At 72.5% G+C, this 14240-nt stretch carries 15 protein-coding genes; 3 read left to right on the forward strand and 12 right to left on the reverse strand.

The window, feature by feature from the left end; all coding sequences use genetic code 11:
* Nucleotides 1–131 precede the first annotated feature (131 nt).
* On the forward strand, nucleotides 132–497 hold the full coding sequence (locus tag GH747_RS09900; RefSeq protein WP_149769376.1) for a hypothetical protein: 366 nt from the start codon (nucleotides 132–134) through the stop codon (nucleotides 495–497).
* Here GH747_RS09900 and GH747_RS22420 read toward each other — a convergent pair.
* Nucleotides 494–3388, reverse strand: a complete 2895-nt coding sequence (locus tag GH747_RS22420) for a helix-turn-helix transcriptional regulator (protein WP_163695443.1) — start codon at nucleotides 3386–3388, stop codon at nucleotides 494–496. The two genes, GH747_RS09900 and GH747_RS22420, sit on opposite strands and share 4 nt — an antisense overlap.
* Nucleotides 3389–3462: 74 nt before the next feature.
* Nucleotides 3463–3600 carry a hypothetical protein gene (locus GH747_RS09910; protein WP_153816622.1) on the reverse strand — a complete coding sequence of 46 codons (138 nt, stop codon included), beginning with the start codon at nucleotides 3598–3600 and terminating at the stop codon, nucleotides 3463–3465.
* A gap of 169 nt (nucleotides 3601–3769) precedes the next feature.
* On the opposite strand from GH747_RS09910, the gene GH747_RS09915 reads away from it, so the two are divergent.
* Nucleotides 3770–5770, forward strand: coding sequence for a glycoside hydrolase family 3 protein (locus tag GH747_RS09915; RefSeq protein ID WP_149769378.1), 2001 nt, complete (start codon nucleotides 3770–3772; stop codon nucleotides 5768–5770).
* 72 nt (nucleotides 5771–5842) lie between these two features.
* On the opposite strand, the gene GH747_RS09920 is transcribed toward GH747_RS09915, so the two are convergent.
* From GH747_RS09920 to GH747_RS09945, 6 genes are all read right to left on the reverse strand, one after another.
* The gene (locus GH747_RS09920; RefSeq protein WP_149769379.1) at nucleotides 5843–6286 is read right to left on the reverse strand and encodes a glutaredoxin domain-containing protein; all 444 of its coding nucleotides are present in this window, start codon (nucleotides 6284–6286) and stop codon (nucleotides 5843–5845) included.
* Between the two features lie 16 nt (nucleotides 6287–6302).
* Nucleotides 6303–7004, reverse strand: a complete 702-nt coding sequence (locus tag GH747_RS09925) for a DNA alkylation repair protein (RefSeq protein ID WP_149769380.1) — start codon at nucleotides 7002–7004, stop codon at nucleotides 6303–6305.
* Nucleotides 7005–7016: 12 nt separating this feature from the next.
* Nucleotides 7017–7364, reverse strand: coding sequence for a YtxH domain-containing protein (locus GH747_RS09930; RefSeq protein ID WP_149769381.1), 348 nt, complete (start codon nucleotides 7362–7364; stop codon nucleotides 7017–7019).
* Nucleotides 7365–7418: 54 nt separating this feature from the next.
* Nucleotides 7419–8372, reverse strand: a complete 954-nt coding sequence (gene ligD / locus GH747_RS09935; RefSeq protein ID WP_149769382.1) for a non-homologous end-joining DNA ligase — start codon at nucleotides 8370–8372, stop codon at nucleotides 7419–7421.
* A 42-nt stretch (nucleotides 8373–8414) separates the two neighbouring features.
* Nucleotides 8415–8552: a hypothetical protein gene (locus GH747_RS09940; protein WP_153816623.1), complete on the reverse strand. Its 138-nt coding sequence runs from the start codon at nucleotides 8550–8552 to the stop codon at nucleotides 8415–8417.
* A 118-nt stretch (nucleotides 8553–8670) separates the two neighbouring features.
* Entirely contained in the window at nucleotides 8671–9459 is a 789-nt protein-coding gene (locus GH747_RS09945) for a helix-turn-helix transcriptional regulator (protein WP_149769383.1), read from the reverse strand.
* Between the two features lie 48 nt (nucleotides 9460–9507).
* On the opposite strand from GH747_RS09945, the gene GH747_RS09950 reads away from it, so the two are divergent.
* Nucleotides 9508–9942, forward strand: coding sequence for a DUF2000 domain-containing protein (locus GH747_RS09950; protein ID WP_149769384.1), 435 nt, complete (start codon nucleotides 9508–9510; stop codon nucleotides 9940–9942).
* Nucleotides 9943–9957: 15 nt separating this feature from the next.
* Here GH747_RS09950 and GH747_RS09955 read toward each other — a convergent pair whose 3' ends face one another.
* Genes GH747_RS09955 through GH747_RS09970 form a run of 4 tightly spaced genes read right to left on the reverse strand, consistent with a single transcriptional unit; the run spans nucleotide 9958 to nucleotide 14237 of the window.
* A complete protein-coding gene (locus GH747_RS09955; protein WP_149769385.1) occupies nucleotides 9958–10683 on the reverse strand; it encodes a class I SAM-dependent methyltransferase in 726 nt (241 codons plus the stop codon).
* A gap of 10 nt (nucleotides 10684–10693) precedes the next feature.
* Nucleotides 10694–11833 carry an imidazolonepropionase gene (gene hutI / locus GH747_RS09960; protein ID WP_149769386.1) on the reverse strand — a complete coding sequence of 380 codons (1140 nt, stop codon included), beginning with the start codon at nucleotides 11831–11833 and terminating at the stop codon, nucleotides 10694–10696.
* Complete coding sequence (locus GH747_RS09965) at nucleotides 11830–12969, reverse strand: formimidoylglutamate deiminase (protein ID WP_149769387.1); 1140 nt, start codon at nucleotides 12967–12969, stop codon at nucleotides 11830–11832. The genes hutI and GH747_RS09965 overlap by 4 nt, the downstream gene beginning before the upstream one ends.
* Entirely contained in the window at nucleotides 12966–14237 is a 1272-nt protein-coding gene (locus GH747_RS09970) for an allantoate amidohydrolase (protein WP_228552860.1), read from the reverse strand. Before GH747_RS09970 ends, GH747_RS09965 begins: the two co-directional genes overlap by 4 nt.
* Nucleotides 14238–14240 lie beyond the last annotated feature (3 nt).

A 14240-nucleotide genomic window follows, 5' to 3' on the forward strand; every position in this document is an offset into this window, starting at 1 on the left:
GCCGGCCGAGGACGACCTCGCGTCCGTCGTCAGCGGCCGGACGAACGACGACCTGGAGCACGCGTGGCTCCGATGAGAAGTCTCGACCCCTCCCGGGTGCGCGGACCCACGGTGCGTCGCACGATGAGGCGATGGCGAAGTACGAGGTGAACCCCGCCGGCGTGGCGAAGGCACGCGCGCTGATCGACGCGAGGCAGTACGTCCTCGACAGCGACTGGGGTGAGGTGCAGCCGAAGGCGGCGGACGAGAACGCATACCGGGAAAAGCACCCGTGGGAGGACTACGCGGAGTGGTTCCTCGGGCTCACGGTGGATGCGTCGGACGAGACGAAGGGCCGCTACGCCTTCGTCTACGGAGACTTCCGGCGGCTGCACCGCAGCGGCCTCATCGCCTGCGTGTACCGCGCCGGCGAGTGGAGGCACAAGGACGTGGAGCTCGCGGCGCACGACCTGCTGCAGAGGCTCGACGCCGCCACCGGCCTGAAGCCGAGCGGCTAGACCTGCTGGCGCCGTGCGATCGCCGCGGCCTCGGTGCGCGTGGACGCGCCGAGCTTGGCGAGGATGTTGGAGACGTGCACCGACACCGTCTTGGTGCTGATGAACAGCATCGAGGCGATCTCGCCGTTGGTGCGTCCCTCGACGAGGTGGTCGAGCACCTCGCGCTCGCGAGCCGTCAGCGGCTTCTCCCCCGCGACCGCTGGGGTCGACGCAGGCGCGCGGTCCGAGGAGGACGACCGGGTCGTCGTCCCGGCGAGCTGCTCGAGCTGGCGTGCGAGCGGGTCGGCACGCAGGTCTGCCGCCTTCTCGAACGCGGCGCTCGCCACCTGCTTGGCGCCAGCGACGTCGCCCGCGGCGTGCAGCACCGCCGCCAGGCGTGACGCGGAGCGGGCCTCCTCGTAGACGTGTCCGAGCTCGGCGAAGGTGGCCGTCGTCTCGCGCCACGCACTCAGCATCGTCTCGAGCGGCACCTCCTCCCCTGCTCCCCACCGCAGTCGGAGGATCTCGGCGTCGAGGCGCATGCTCCAGGCGCGGCCCTCCAGGCCGAACGGACCTCGCTCGACGATGGTCCGGTCGCCGACCGCACGCAGGCGGGCGGCGTTCTCGATCCACCCGCTGCGCTCGACGCTGGAGGCGTGCGGTGCCGCATCGGCGTACCGGCTGACGAGCAGGCCGGCCATGCGCAACCGCGCGGGAGCGAGCTCACCGGCCCAGTCCGAGGCCAGGGTCTTGACCAGGTCGTCGTGCCACCTCTCGGCCGAGACCACGTCGGGGGCGAGGTCGATCGCCGCCGTGCCGCTGTGGATCGCCAGCGCGATGTCCTTCTTCCAGAAGCCGTCGCGCAGGCGCTCGGCGGTGCTGAGCGCGTCGGTCTCGCCGCGGCCCGCGGAGACGAGGAGGCCGACCGCCTCGAGGCAGGCAGCGTGAACCGTGGGCGGGCGCAGAGCAGAGACGTCGCCGAGCTCGACGACCAGGTCCCACCGGCCACGCAGGTAGGCGGTGACGGAGGCGAAGAAGCGCCCGTCGAACCCGTACGGTGCCCACTGCCGCCCAGCCTTGGCGGCGGCGTCCATGGTGGAGAGGAACTCGCGCTCGGCGATGTCGAGGTCGCCGCGGTCGTGGTAGTGGAAGGCGAGGTGGTGACGCGCCCGCAGCTCGGCGACGATGTTGCCGGACTCCCGCGCGGCCTCGGCGACCTCGAGGAAGCGCCTCTCGTCACCCGCGGGGTCGTCGCCGATCCGGGCACGCACCCGGGCCTTCGTCGCGGCGGCGTCGGCCACGACCCGGGTCAGGCCGAGCCGCTGCCCGAGCGTGACCGCCTGTGTCGCCCAGCGGATCGCGTCCTCGTGCCGGCGCTCGTTGGCCGCGACGATGGCGGCGAGCGCCTCGAGCGACGCGCGGAGGGGGGTCGGCTGCTCAGGGACGATCGCGAACGCGCGCTCGACCGCCTGGGCCGGCTCGACCTGACGGTCGGCCATGAGGGCGGCAGCGCCGTACGCGACGAGGAGCCGCCCGCGGTCGTGGTCGGAGAGACCGGCCGACTCCCGGTCCAGGAAGTCGTCGACGACCCCGAAGGCTCGGCGCACGTAGCCGGACGCCGTCAGCGCCTCGCTCGTGGCGATCACGAGATCGACGACGTCAGTGCCGTCGGGTGCGGACTCCGCGATGCTCAGCGCGCGCTCGTAGTGCTGGGCCGCCTCCTCGTGCCCGGTCACCCGGGTGGCCTGCTCGGCGGCGTGGACGCTCGCGGTGAACGCGACGTCGGGCATCTGCGCCTCGAACGCGTGGCGGGCCACGTCGGCGGACTCGCCGTCGTCGAGAAGGGCGCGGACGTACGCGGTGTGGATGCGGCGTCGCTCGGCCGGGAGGAGGTCGTCGCGGACCACCTCCGCGAGGAGCGCGTGCCGGAAGGCGTAGCCGTCGGAGCGGGTGCGGGTCAGGATGCGGTGGTCGAGGGCCGAGCGGAGGGCCTCCTCGATCGTCGCCGCGGGAAGGTCGACCACAGCACCCAGCAGCTCGTCGGTCACCTGACCGCCGGCGCACGCGATCGCGCGTACGACCTGGCGCCCGGACTCGTCGAGCCGGTCGAGCCGCACCAGCATGAGGTCGGCCAGCGTCGACGGCAGCGGCCCCTCCTGGTCGTCGACGTCGAGCAGCTCCTCAACGATGAAGGCGTTGCCGGCGGCACGACGCACGATCGCCGTGACGTCGGGGGCGCCGAGGCCGGCGGTGGCGCGCGACCGCACGAGCTCCCGCACCTCGTCGTCACCGAGCGGTCCGAGCTCGAGGCGCTGGACGCCCGGCAGCCGGCTCCACTCGGCGACGTCGGGCCGCAGCGGGTGACGGCGGTGCAGGTCGTCGCTGCGGTAGGAGACGACGAACCGCACCGGGCCCTCGTAGCGTTGGGCGAGGACGTACCGGATGAGGTGGCGGGTAGAGGCGTCTGCCCAGTGGGCGTCCTCGACGACCAGGAGCAGGGGCCGGCTCGCGGCCAGCAGCTCGAGGGCTGCGACCACCGACGAGAAGAGCTCGCCGCGGTCGACTCCGGCGCCGTCGACCGCCCCCCACATCAGCGGGCCGAGCGGAGGCATCGCCTCGGAGATCGCCTCGCGCGTCGCGACGTCGAGCCCGACCAGCACCTCGGCGAAGGGCTGGAACGGGATCGCACTGTCGCCGAGGTCCAGGCAGTGGCCGGCAAGGACCTGGTGCCCGTCGTCGGCGGCACGCGCTGCCAGCTCGCGCAGCAGCCGCGTCTTGCCGATGCCGGCATCGCCGCTCAGGAGGACACCCCCGCGGGCCTCCCGGTCGCCGACGCCGGCCGCCTGCAGCAGCCGTTGCAGCTCGACCTCTCGTCCGACGAGAGGCTCGGTCGTCGTCCAGTCGGAGGGCATGAGTCCATCGTCTCGCACTCCCCCGACAGGATTCGAACCCATTGCCGCGGTGTCGGCCTGCTCTGCGGGCTTCGTCACGTCCTGGTGCGCGGCGCGGCGACGCGTGCACCGCCCCGCCGACGGCGTGCGGTGCGGTGGTGCGCCCTGGGGTGCGCCTGCTCGATACGGCGGTCGATCTCGTACTTCACGTAGTACTCCGGCATCACGATCATGGTTCGATCGTGGTCGCCTGAGGTAGCCGGAGGCATCAGGCGATGTCCCTAGGCCGCTGCTCGGGCTACCTCAGTTCTGGGCGGTTTGCGCCACCCCTTGTCATTTGTTGCGAGGTACGCGATATTCGGAGGCGGGTATGACGTAGATCACATTCGAACGGAGGACTCCATGAAAGTCGCACGTCGAAGCAGAGACACCGAGCCCCGCCCGACCGTCCGTCGAGCCGCCCTGGCGGTGGGCGCCGCAGTCGCGCTCGTCACCGGGCTCGCCGGGGTCGGCGCCAGCGCCGCACCGGCCACCCTCGACACAGCAGCCCCGGGCAAGCAGTCCGCCACGCTCCCGTACCTCAACCCCCGACTGTCGACCGAACGGCGGGTCGACGACCTGCTCTCCCGCATGACGATGGCCGAGAAGATCGGTCAGATGACCCAGGCGGAGCGGGCCAACGCCACTCCCGCGGACGTCACCGAGCTCGGACTCGGCAGCATCCTGTCCGGCGGCGGGTCCGTCCCGGAGGACAACACTCCCGAGGGCTGGGCCGACATGGTCGACGCCTTCCAGGACGGCGCCCTCGCCTCCCGGCTCGGGATCCCGGTCCTGTACGGCGTGGATGCCGTCCACGGCCACGCCAACCTGTACGGCGCGACCGTCTTCCCCCACAACATCGGTCTCGGCGCGACCCGCGACGCGAAGCTGGTCGAGGAGGTCAACCACATCACGGCGAAGGAGACCCGGGCGACCGGGCCGCAGTGGAACTTCGCACCCTGCCTCTGCGTCGTGCGCGACGACCGGTGGGGGCGGACGTACGAGAGCTTCGGCGAGACGCCGGGCCTCGTCTCCAGGTTGTCGGTCGCGGTGCGCGGCCTGCAGGGTCGTCGCGGTCAGCTCGACCACCGCGACCGGGTCCTCGCGACACCGAAGCACTTCGCCGGCGACGGCCTGACGACGTACGGGACGCCGACCGGCGACTACACCGTCGACCAGGGCATCTCGATCGTCAGCAGGCAGGAGTTCGCCCGCCTCGCGCTCGCGCCGTACTGGCCCGCGATCCAGCGCTACGGCGCGGGGTCCGTGATGCCGTCGTTCTCCTCGGTGGACTGGACCGAGGACGGCGTCGGCAACCCGACCAAGATGACCGCCCACCGCGAGCTCCTCACCGGCGTCCTCAAGGGCCGGATGGGCTTCGACGGGCTCGTCATCAGCGACTGGGAGGCGATCCACCAGCTCCCCGGCACCTGGAACGAGCAGGTCCGAGCCGCCGTCAACGCCGGCATCGACATGGCGATGGAGCCGGCGCAGTTCCGCCAGTTCATCACCGCCCTGACCGAGGAGGTGGAGGCCGGGCGCGTGTCGACGGCGCGCATCGACGACGCGGTCACGAGGATCCTGACGGCGAAGTTCGAGCTCGGGCTCTTCGAGGAGCCCTACACCGACCGGCGCAACCTCGACGAGGTCGGCAGCGCGAAGCACCGCAAGGTCGCCCGCCAGGCCGTGGCCGAGTCGCAGGTGCTGCTCAAGAACCGCGGGCACGTCCTCCCGCTGTCGAAGAAGGCCCCGCTCTACGTGGCCGGCAGCAACGCCGACAACATCGGCAACCAGGCCGGCGGCTGGACGTTGACGTGGCAGGGCGGATCGACGAACGTGATCCCGGGCTCGACGATCCTCGAGGCCGTCGACGACGCCTCCCGGCGCAACGTCACGTTCAGCGAGACCGCGTCGACGCCCGTCCCGAGCGGCGCGACCGGGATCGTCGTCGTCGGCGAGACGCCGTACGCCGAGGGCTTCGGCGACGTCGGTGGCCCGCAGTGGGCGTACGACCCAGGTGACAACGGGGTGCCGCGCCCGGTGAAGGACATGAAGCTGTCCGCAGCCGACCAGCAGGCCGTCGACACGGTGTGCACCCAGGCCGCGGAGTGCGTCGTGATCGTGATCTCCGGCCGCCCGTTGGAGATTGCTCCGGCGTTGCTGTCCAAGATCGACGGGCTCGTCGCCGGCTGGTTGCCGGGCAGCGAGGGCGACGGTGTCGCCGACGTGCTGTTCGGCAAGAAGCGGTTCACGGGCAAGCTGCCGGTGACCTGGCCGCGCACGGTCGAGCAGGAGCCGATCAACGTCGGGGACGCGGACTACGACCCGCTCTACCCGTACGGCTTCGGGCTCTCGACCCGATGAGGACCGGGGTCCGCCACCCGCGCCCCCGACGCAGGTGGCGGACCCTGCACCACCCGCTCCGCGTGTCTCGCGTCAGGACCTGCCCGACGCGAGGCACGCGGCGCGCACGTCGGCAGGATCGGGATTCACGACCGTGACGCCGCCGAGCACGCAGGTCGGGACGGTCTCGTCACCACCGGTGGCGGCACGCACCGCGGCCGCGCCGTCGGGATCAGCCCAGATGTTCACCCAGGACGCCGAGCGCGCAAGCCGACCGAGGCGGAACCGCAGCCGCAGGCAGAAACGGCAGCCGGGCCGCCAGTAGACGATCGGGCGCCCGTGCTGGGCGCTGCGACGGCGAGCCTCGTCCGCCGTCACGGGGCGCGGGAAGGCGAGCGGCGAGAGCAGCGCACCCGCCGCGGCGAAGACGAGGCCCTCGACCAGCGCGAGACCGGGACTTCCGGTCACGAGGACGATGCTGACCAGCACGCCTCCGACGACCCAGAGGACCGCCGGCGTCGACCAGCTCCGACTCACGCCCGGCCCCGTCCCGTCACGACCGGCCGGACGCGAGGTACGTGGCACGGTCCGGCTTGTCGAGCTTCTCGATCGCCGCCCGCAGCATCGCGCGGGGCATCGTCGCGGCGTGCTCGTCGAGGAACGCCGTCAACCCGGCGCGATCGACGTCGCCGGCGTACCGCAGCATCCACCCCGCGCCCTTGTGGACGAGCTCGACGTCGTCGCCGAGCAGGAGGCGGCTGATCGCGAAGGTGTCCTCGACCTGTCCCCGCTTGATGAAGGCCGCGGTCGCGACCACCGCCGTACGACGCTCCGGCCACGCCTCCGACCGCGCGAGCGTGTACAACGGGTCGCGCGGACGGTCGACCAGCCAGCTCCCGACGACCTGGGACGCGCCGAGGTCGACGAGGTCCCAGGTGTCGATCCGGTCGTGGCGCCGCAGGTAGAGGTCGTACAGCTCCCGGTGGCGCTCCTCGCTCACCCGCTTGTGCGTCGCTGCCTTCCCCATGATCGAGCAGGCCCCGACGCGCGCCTCGCGGACCTCGTCGTCGAGGAGGACCTCGATCTCGTCCGCGGGCATCGCGAGGTGGGCCTTGGCGAGCCCGAACACGTCCCGCATCGGCACACCGACGAACGAGTCGTCGCCCGGGAAGAAGCGCACGTACTTCGCCTTCTGCTCGGCGCTCGCCAGCGGGAGGAGCCGCGCCCGGAACGCGGCGGCTGTCAGGTCGTCCACCGGGAGCCGGCGTCAGGTCCGTGGAGAGTCGTCGGACGACGTGGTCCAGGGCAGGCTCTCGTCGACGTCGACGTGGTTGCCGCTCGGCGTCGTGGAGTAGGTGCCGACGATGTCGTCGGACGAGTCGGACCCCGGCGTCACCTTGTCGGCCACCTTGTGGGCCGCCTCCGCGACCTTGTCCTTGACGACCGGCGCCTGGTCCTTGATCGTCTCGCCGGCCTTCGTGACGCCGCTCTGGACGGGCTGGCTGCCGACGAGCTTCTTCGTCTGAGCCACGATCTGGTCGTACCGGCCCCGACCAGCCCTGGCGCCGAGCACGTATCCGACACCCGCGGCGATCAGAAGAGGGAGCTTGCTCATGAGGGATCCTCTCGGTCGCTGATGGTCCTTCGACGCTAGCGCGGTACGGCGCGATCAGCCACCCTCCTCGGGCGGCGTCTCTGCCCCCTCCGCCTCGTCGCGCTCCGCCCACGCGAGGAGCGGCGCGATCGAGAAGACCGCCTCGTCCATGCCCGCGTGCAGGTCACCGAGGTCGGCGTAGCGGCCGGGCATCGTCGAGATCGTCATGTCCGCGGGCTCCACGTCGTCGACCTCGTCCCACCGGATCGGTGCGGAGACCCGTGCGTCCGGGACCCCGCGTACGGAGTAGGCGGCGGCGATCGTGTGGTCACGGGTGTTCTGGTTGTAGTCGACGAAGAGCTTGGCCGGGTCACGGTCCTTGCGCCACCAGGTCGTCGTGACGTCCTCCGGCACGCGGCGCTCCACCTCACGCGCGAACGCCAGCGCGGCACGGCGGACGTCGGCGAACCCGTGCTCCGGCGCGATGCGGACGTAGACGTGCATGCCGGAGCCACCCGAGGTCTTCGGCCACCCGACCGCGCCGAGCTCGTCGAGGATCTCGTGGGCGACGTGCGCGACCCGGCGCACGGTGACGAAGTCGCACTCTGGCCCCGGGTCGAGGTCGATGCGCCACTCGTCGGGCTTCTCGGTGTCGGCGCGACGGGAGTTCCAGGGGTGGAACTCGACCGTCGACATCTGCACGGCCCAGATCACGCTGGCGAGCTCGGTGACGCACAGCTCGTAGGCGTGACGGTTGTAGCGGGGGAACTCCACCCGCACGGTCTCCAGCCACGGTGGCGCCCCCGCGGGGACACGCTTCTGGTGGACCTTCTTCTCGGCGACGCCCTTGGGGAAGCGGTGCAGCATGCACGGGCGCTCGCGCAGCGCGTTCACGATGCCGTCGCCGACCGAGAGGTAGTAGTTGACGAGGTCGAGCTTGGTCTCGCCCCGCTCCGGGAAGTACACGCGGTCGGGGTTGGAGATGCGGACGTCGCGGTCCCCGACCTCGATCATGACCGCGTCGCCCATGCGGTGATCCTTGCACGGACGACGCGGTCGCGGGTACGGCTGTCAGTGGCGCAGGCCCCGGCGGCGACGCAGCCGCGGGCCACGGACGTACTCGGCCCGGCGGTCGTCGCCGAGCACCGGGATCCGCTCGATGCGGTGCAACATCTCGACGGGGACTGCGCTCTCGGGATCGATGTACATCAGGGTCTCCTTCGTTCGTTTCCTGATGCCTCGACTCTCGTCGTCTGAGGTAGCGCCCCACATCAGGAGAGCGCCCTAGGTTTTCCGGCTCGGGGGTCTTAGGCCCGCCGGGACTACCTCAGGAGCGTGCCGAGCGCGCGAACGCGCCGGGGGTGGCGCCGAGGACCGCGCGGAAGTGGCGCGTGAGGTGCGCCTGGTCGTGGAACCCGGCCGCGACCGCGGCGTCGGCGACTGCCAGACCGTCGAGGACGAGGCGGCGCGCGAGGTCGACCCGCCGGCTCGTGAGGTAGCGGTGCGGAGGCATGCCGTACGCCCGGGAGAACGACCGTACGAGGTGGCTCGGGTGTGCGCCCAGGACGCGAGACGCCTCCTCGAGCGTGACCCCGTCGGCGACCGCGGCGTCGAGGAGCTCACGTAGCCGCCGGGCGAGCGGCGCGTCCGTCGCGGCCGGCGGGGTGGGGCCGTGGAGGTGCTCGCGCAGGAGGTCGTGGATGCGGACGAGCTCGGACTCCGCCTCGAACGCGTCGCCGCCGACCAGCGCTCCGTGGACGTGCCGGACGGCCGCGCCGACGTCGGGCCGGGCGACGGTCGGCTGGTCGACGCTGTGGCCGATCGTGTCGGGCGGCAGCCACGACTCGTCGAGGTAGAGCACGCGCTTGCGGAACGGACGCCCTGCGCGCGCCGTACGCCCGTCGTGCGGCACGTGCGGCGGGAGGAGCGTCACCGTGGTCGGCTCGGCCGTGTGCGGGTGGCGGTCGAGGTCGTACGCGACCGCGCCGTCGTCGATCAGGAGCACCGCCCAGTCGCCGTGCGTGTGGCTCGGGTAGGCGTGCTCGGTGAACTCGGCGTGCAGCACCTCACGCAGGTGCGGCACGTCGGGTCGCCACGCACGGACCCGGTCGGCCATGCAAAGAACGTACAAGACCGTGCGGCAGCGGCGTACGACGATCGAGGCATGACCACCGTGATGGAACCCGCCACCCGCTTCGACACCAAGATCGCGATCGTCCTGCGTGACGACCTGCTGCCGTGGCAGGAGCTGAACGTCACGGCCTTCCTCGTCAGCGGCATCGCGACCCGGCAGGACGGGCTGGTCGGCGAGCCGTACGAGGACGGCGACGGGCAGCGATACCTCCCGATGATGCGCCAGCCGATGCTCGTCTTCACCGCGGACGCGTCCGTCCTGCGCTCGGCGCACGCCGCCGCGCTGCGCCGAGGGATGCCGATGTCGATCTACACGCGCGACCTGTTCGCGACCGGCCACGACGAGGCCAACCGCGCTGCCGTGCGGGCGGTGGGCACCGACGACCTCGACCTGGTCGGGATCGCGGTGCACGGGCCCCGCAACGCCGTCGACAAGACCGTCAAGGGCGCCCACCTGCACGCGTGACGTGTGCGTCTGGAGTCAGTCGATCGGCTTGACGGCCTGCACGACGTAGTTCTTGGGCATCCCGCTCGCGGTGTGCTTCCACCGCAGGTCGAGCCGCGCGAACAGGCCCGAGAGGACGAACGCGAGGCCACGCGTCGCACCGAGCAGCGGGCCGTACGCGATCCGCCGGCGCAGCGGCTGGCCCGTCGTCCGCGGCAGCCGCTGGTGCATCACCTCGAGCTGGTAGGCGACCGTGCCGAAGTAGCCCTCGAGCCAGGTGGTGCGGACCCCCTCGAAACCGGCGTCGGTGAAGAGCTTGGAGAGCGCGAACTGCGTGTAGCGGAAGTAGTCGTACGGCTGCTGGTGCTCGGGGTAAAACAGCGGTGCGGAGAGCAGGATCCGACCGCCCGGCCGCAGGACCCGGTGCAGCTCGGCGAGGGCCACGGCCGGCTCGTCGAGGTGCTCGAGGACCTGGTTGCAGAGGATGCGGTCGAAGCGCCCGTCCTCGACCGGGATGTCGGTGAGGCTGCAGACGTACTCGAGCGGGGTGTAGCGCGTGGCGAGCTGGGCGAAGTCTGCGGCCTCGTAGCGCGTGTGGGCGAACAGGCGCCGGTACGGCCCGTGCCCGGCGCCCGCGTCGAGGACCAGCGAGCCGGCAGGGGTCGCCTTCGCGAACGCGCGGTTGGCGCGCAGCAGCCGGACCCGGGAGGTGTTGATGATCCAGGGCCGCTTCTTGCCGCGCCTGCGTCGCCGCTTCGCCATGGCGGTCAACCTAGTCCGACGAGGCGATGGTGCGCGACACCAACGGGACGCCTGGTCGGTAGGCGAGATGAACAGCCGATGGCGCGTCGAGCACCGTCACGTCCCCGCGTGCCCCGAGCCGCAGGTGTCCGACGTCGTCGCGCCGGAGCGACGCGGCACCGCCGAGCGTGGCTGCACGGAGCGCCTCGTACGGGGTGAGTCCCATGTCCCGGACGGCGACGGCGATGCAGAACGGGATCGACGACGTGTAGCTGCTGCCGGGGTTGCAGTCGCTCGCGAGCGCGACCGTGACGCCGGCGTCGAGGAGGCGGCGGGCGTCCGGGTACGGGTGGCGGGTGGAGAACTCCACCCCCGGCAGCAGGCCCGCCACGGTGCCGCAGGCGGCGAGCGCGTCCACGTCGGCGTCGGTGAGATAGGTGCAGTGGTCCACGGCGGCGGCGCCGAGCTCGCACGCCAGCAGGACCCCCGGCCCGTACGTGAGCTGGCTGGCGTGGACGCGCATCCCAAGCCCGGCGTCGCGCCCGGCGGTGAGGACGGCGCGAGCCGCGTCGGCGCCGAACGCGCCCTCCTCGCAGAACACGTCGATCCATCGGGCGTGCGGGGCGCAGGCGTCGAGCATCGGGCCGGTGACCAGGGCGACGTACTCCTCGGGTGTCGTGCCGTCGGGGACGACGTGGGCGCCGAGGTACGTCGTCTCGGAGGTGTGCCGTCCGGCGATCGCCAGCGAGCGCGCCTCGTCGGCGACGGTGAGGCCGTACCCGCTCTTGATCTCGACCGTCGTCGTCCCCTGGCGGCGCATCTCGGCGACGAGCCGGCGGACGGTCGTGTCGAGCTCCTCGTCGGTCGCCGCACGGGTCGCGGCCACGGTCGTGCGGATGCCGCCGGCGGCGTACGGCCGTCCCGCCATCCGCGCCTCGAACTCCGCCGCGCGGTCACCGGCGAAGACCAGGTGGCTGTGGGAGTCGACGAAGCCGGGGACGACGGTGCCGCCGGCGACGTCGAGCACGTCGTCGGCCGCGGGGGCGTCGGCGGCGTCGCCGACCCAGGCGACGACCCCGTCGGCGATGACGAGCGCAGCGTCCGTGCGCACCGGCTGCTCGTCGTCCCAGGTGACCAGCTCGCCGATGCGGGTGAGGAGGAGGCTGCTCACACGCGCTCCCACAGCGCGTCCACCGCGCGCCGCAGCATGGCGGTCACCTCAGCGGCGTCGTACGGGAGGTCGGACGGCGGCTCGACGTCGGACGCGGTCGCAGCCCAGAGCGGCTCGTCGACGCCGGCGAGTCGTACGGAGTCACGCAGCGTGACCGTGTCGGTCTCGGCGAGGTCGGGGGTGAACCCGAGCGAGGCGTACCCCGTACGGGTCGCCGCCTCGGTCAGCTTCGCGGCACCCCACGCGCCGCGCCGACCCGTCACCAGGCGCTCGTGCATCTCCACCGCCCTCGCCTCCGCGAACACGTCGATCACGGTGTTGCTGTCCGACCCGAGCGTGAGCCGTGCGCCGGCCTCGCGCAACCGCACCGAGGGTCCGACGCCGTCGGCGAGCTCGGCCTCGGTGGTGGGGCAGAAGCACGCGTACGCCGTCGCGTCCCCGAGCAGGATGACGTCGGCGTCGGTGAGGTGCGTCGCGTGGACCGCAGTGGTGCGCGGTGTCCAGACGCCCGCCTCGGCCAGCAGAGCGACGGGGGTGAGCCCGCTCGTCGCCAGGCACCACTCGTTCTCCGCCGGCTGCTCGGACACGTGGACGTGCAGCGGCGCATCGGGAAGCGCCCCGGCGACGGTGGCGAGCTGGTCCGCCGGCACAGCCCGGACGGAGTGGATCGCAGCACCGACCACGACGTCGTCGGCTCCGGCGTGGCGGGCGGCCAGGTCGTTCACACGCCCCGCCCACGCCTCGCCGTCGGTGTCGGCGAACCGGCGGTGGACGTGCTCGGTGACCTCGAGGTACGCGGTGTCGAGCAGGCAGATCCGCAGCCCGACCTCGCGCGCGGCGGCGATCAGCGCCTCGCCGGTGGCGTTCGGGTCGTCGTACGGGGTGCCGTCCGGGCCGTGGTGCAGGTAGTGGAACTCACCGACCACACCGATGCCGGCGAGGCGCATCTCGGCGTACGTCGCCACCGCCAGGTCGTGCAGCAGGTCCGGGTCGAGGACGGCCGCGAGGGCGTACATGCGGTCACGCCAGCCCCAGAACGTGTCTCCACCACGCTCTCCACCAGGCTGGGCGCGTCCGCGCAGCGCCCGGTGGAAGACGTGGCTGTGGCAGTTCGCCAGGCCGGGGAACGTCGTCATGCGAGCTCCCGCACGACCCGCGCCAGAGCCTCCACACCCGCTGCGCAGTCCGCGTCGTCGGCATGCTCCTCCGGCGAGTGGGAGACGCCGGTCGGGTTGCGCACGAAGAGCATCGCCGTCGGGATCGTCGCGCTGAGCACGCCCGCGTCGTGGCCGGCACCGGTCGGCAGCAGCGGGGCGGCCAGGAGGTCAGCGAGACGCTCACGCAGCGCGGTGTCGAACGCAACCGACGGGCTCGACGACTCCACGGAGACCTCCAGGCGCACACCTGCCCCGGACGCCGCCCGACGTGCGTCGTCGAGGATGCCGTCGAGCAGGTGCGCGAGTGCAGCGTCGTCCGCGGCGCGGGCGTCGAGCCATCCGGTGACGAGCGAGGGTACGGCGTTGGCGCCGCCCGGCTCGACGGCGATGCGGCCGAAGGTGGCTCGGGCACCGGCATCCGTGGCGCGAGCGGTGGCGGCGAGGACGGTGGCGGCGTACGCGGGCATCGGGTCGCGCCGGTCCTCCATCGGCGTGGTGCCGGCGTGGTCTGCGCGGCCCTCGAACCCCAGACGCCAGCGGCCGTGCGGCCAGATCGAGGTCGCCACCCCGACGGGGTCGCCGGAGTGGACGAGGGCGCGTCCCTGCTCGACGTGGAGCTCGACGAACGTGCCGATCCGGTCGAGCCAGGCGCTGCGTCCGACCGCGCGCGGATCGCGGCCGCGGGCGCTCATCGCCTCCGCGAGCGTGCGGCCGTCACGGTCCTTGAGGCCGAGCGCACGGTCGGGCGCGAGCGTGCCGGTCGCGAGTCGGGATCCGGCGCACGCCACACCGAACCGCGCGCCCTCCTCGTCGGCGAAGCACGCGACGGCGATCGGCCGGGAGGGCGTGAAGCCGTCGGCGCGGAGCCGGTCGAGCGCGGCGAACGCGGACACGATGCCGAGCGGACCGTCGTACGCCCCGCCGTCGGGCACGGAGTCGAGGTGCGACCCGAGCAGCAGCGCACCCCCGCTGGTTGAGCGAGCCTGCGAGTCGCTGGTTGAGCGAGCCTGCCCCCCGCTGGTTGAGCGAGCCTGGCCCCCGCTGGTTGAGCGAGCCTGCGAGTCGAAACCCCCCACCCACGCCACCTGGTTCCCGTTGCCGTCCTCCTCGTACGCCATGCCGCGCGCCGCCGCCTCCCCGGCGAACCACTCACGCAGCTCCATGTCGGCGTCGTTCCACGCGAACCGGCGGTAGCCTCCCGTGCGCGGGTCGCGCCCGATGCGCTCGATGGGGGCGAGGAGGTTCACGCT

It is taken from the genome of Mumia xiangluensis, assembly GCF_010994095.1.
In the GTDB taxonomy this organism is placed as follows: domain Bacteria; phylum Actinomycetota; class Actinomycetes; order Propionibacteriales; family Nocardioidaceae; genus Mumia; species Mumia xiangluensis.

Excerpts from the sequence above, each read along its gene's own strand:
- GH747_RS09900 (WP_149769376.1), top strand. The coding sequence starts at position 132 with ATGGCGAAGTACGAGGTGAACCCCGCCGGCGTGGCGAAGGCACGCGCG.
- GH747_RS22420 (WP_163695443.1), bottom strand. The coding sequence starts at position 3,388 with ATGCCCTCCGACTGGACGACGACCGAGCCTCTCGTCGGACGAGAGGTC.
- GH747_RS09910 (WP_153816622.1), bottom strand. The coding sequence starts at position 3,600 with ATGATCGTGATGCCGGAGTACTACGTGAAGTACGAGATCGACCGCCGT.
- GH747_RS09915 (WP_149769378.1), top strand. The coding sequence starts at position 3,770 with ATGAAAGTCGCACGTCGAAGCAGAGACACCGAGCCCCGCCCGACCGTC.
- GH747_RS09930 (WP_149769381.1), bottom strand. The coding sequence starts at position 7,364 with ATGAGCAAGCTCCCTCTTCTGATCGCCGCGGGTGTCGGATACGTGCTC.
- ligD (WP_149769382.1), bottom strand. The coding sequence starts at position 8,372 with ATGGGCGACGCGGTCATGATCGAGGTCGGGGACCGCGACGTCCGCATC.
- GH747_RS09940 (WP_153816623.1), bottom strand. The coding sequence starts at position 8,552 with ATGTACATCGATCCCGAGAGCGCAGTCCCCGTCGAGATGTTGCACCGC.
- GH747_RS09945 (WP_149769383.1), bottom strand. The coding sequence starts at position 9,459 with ATGGCCGACCGGGTCCGTGCGTGGCGACCCGACGTGCCGCACCTGCGT.
- GH747_RS09950 (WP_149769384.1), top strand. The coding sequence starts at position 9,508 with ATGACCACCGTGATGGAACCCGCCACCCGCTTCGACACCAAGATCGCG.
- GH747_RS09955 (WP_149769385.1), bottom strand. The coding sequence starts at position 10,683 with ATGGCGAAGCGGCGACGCAGGCGCGGCAAGAAGCGGCCCTGGATCATC.
- GH747_RS09965 (WP_149769387.1), bottom strand. The coding sequence starts at position 12,969 with ATGACGACGTTCCCCGGCCTGGCGAACTGCCACAGCCACGTCTTCCAC.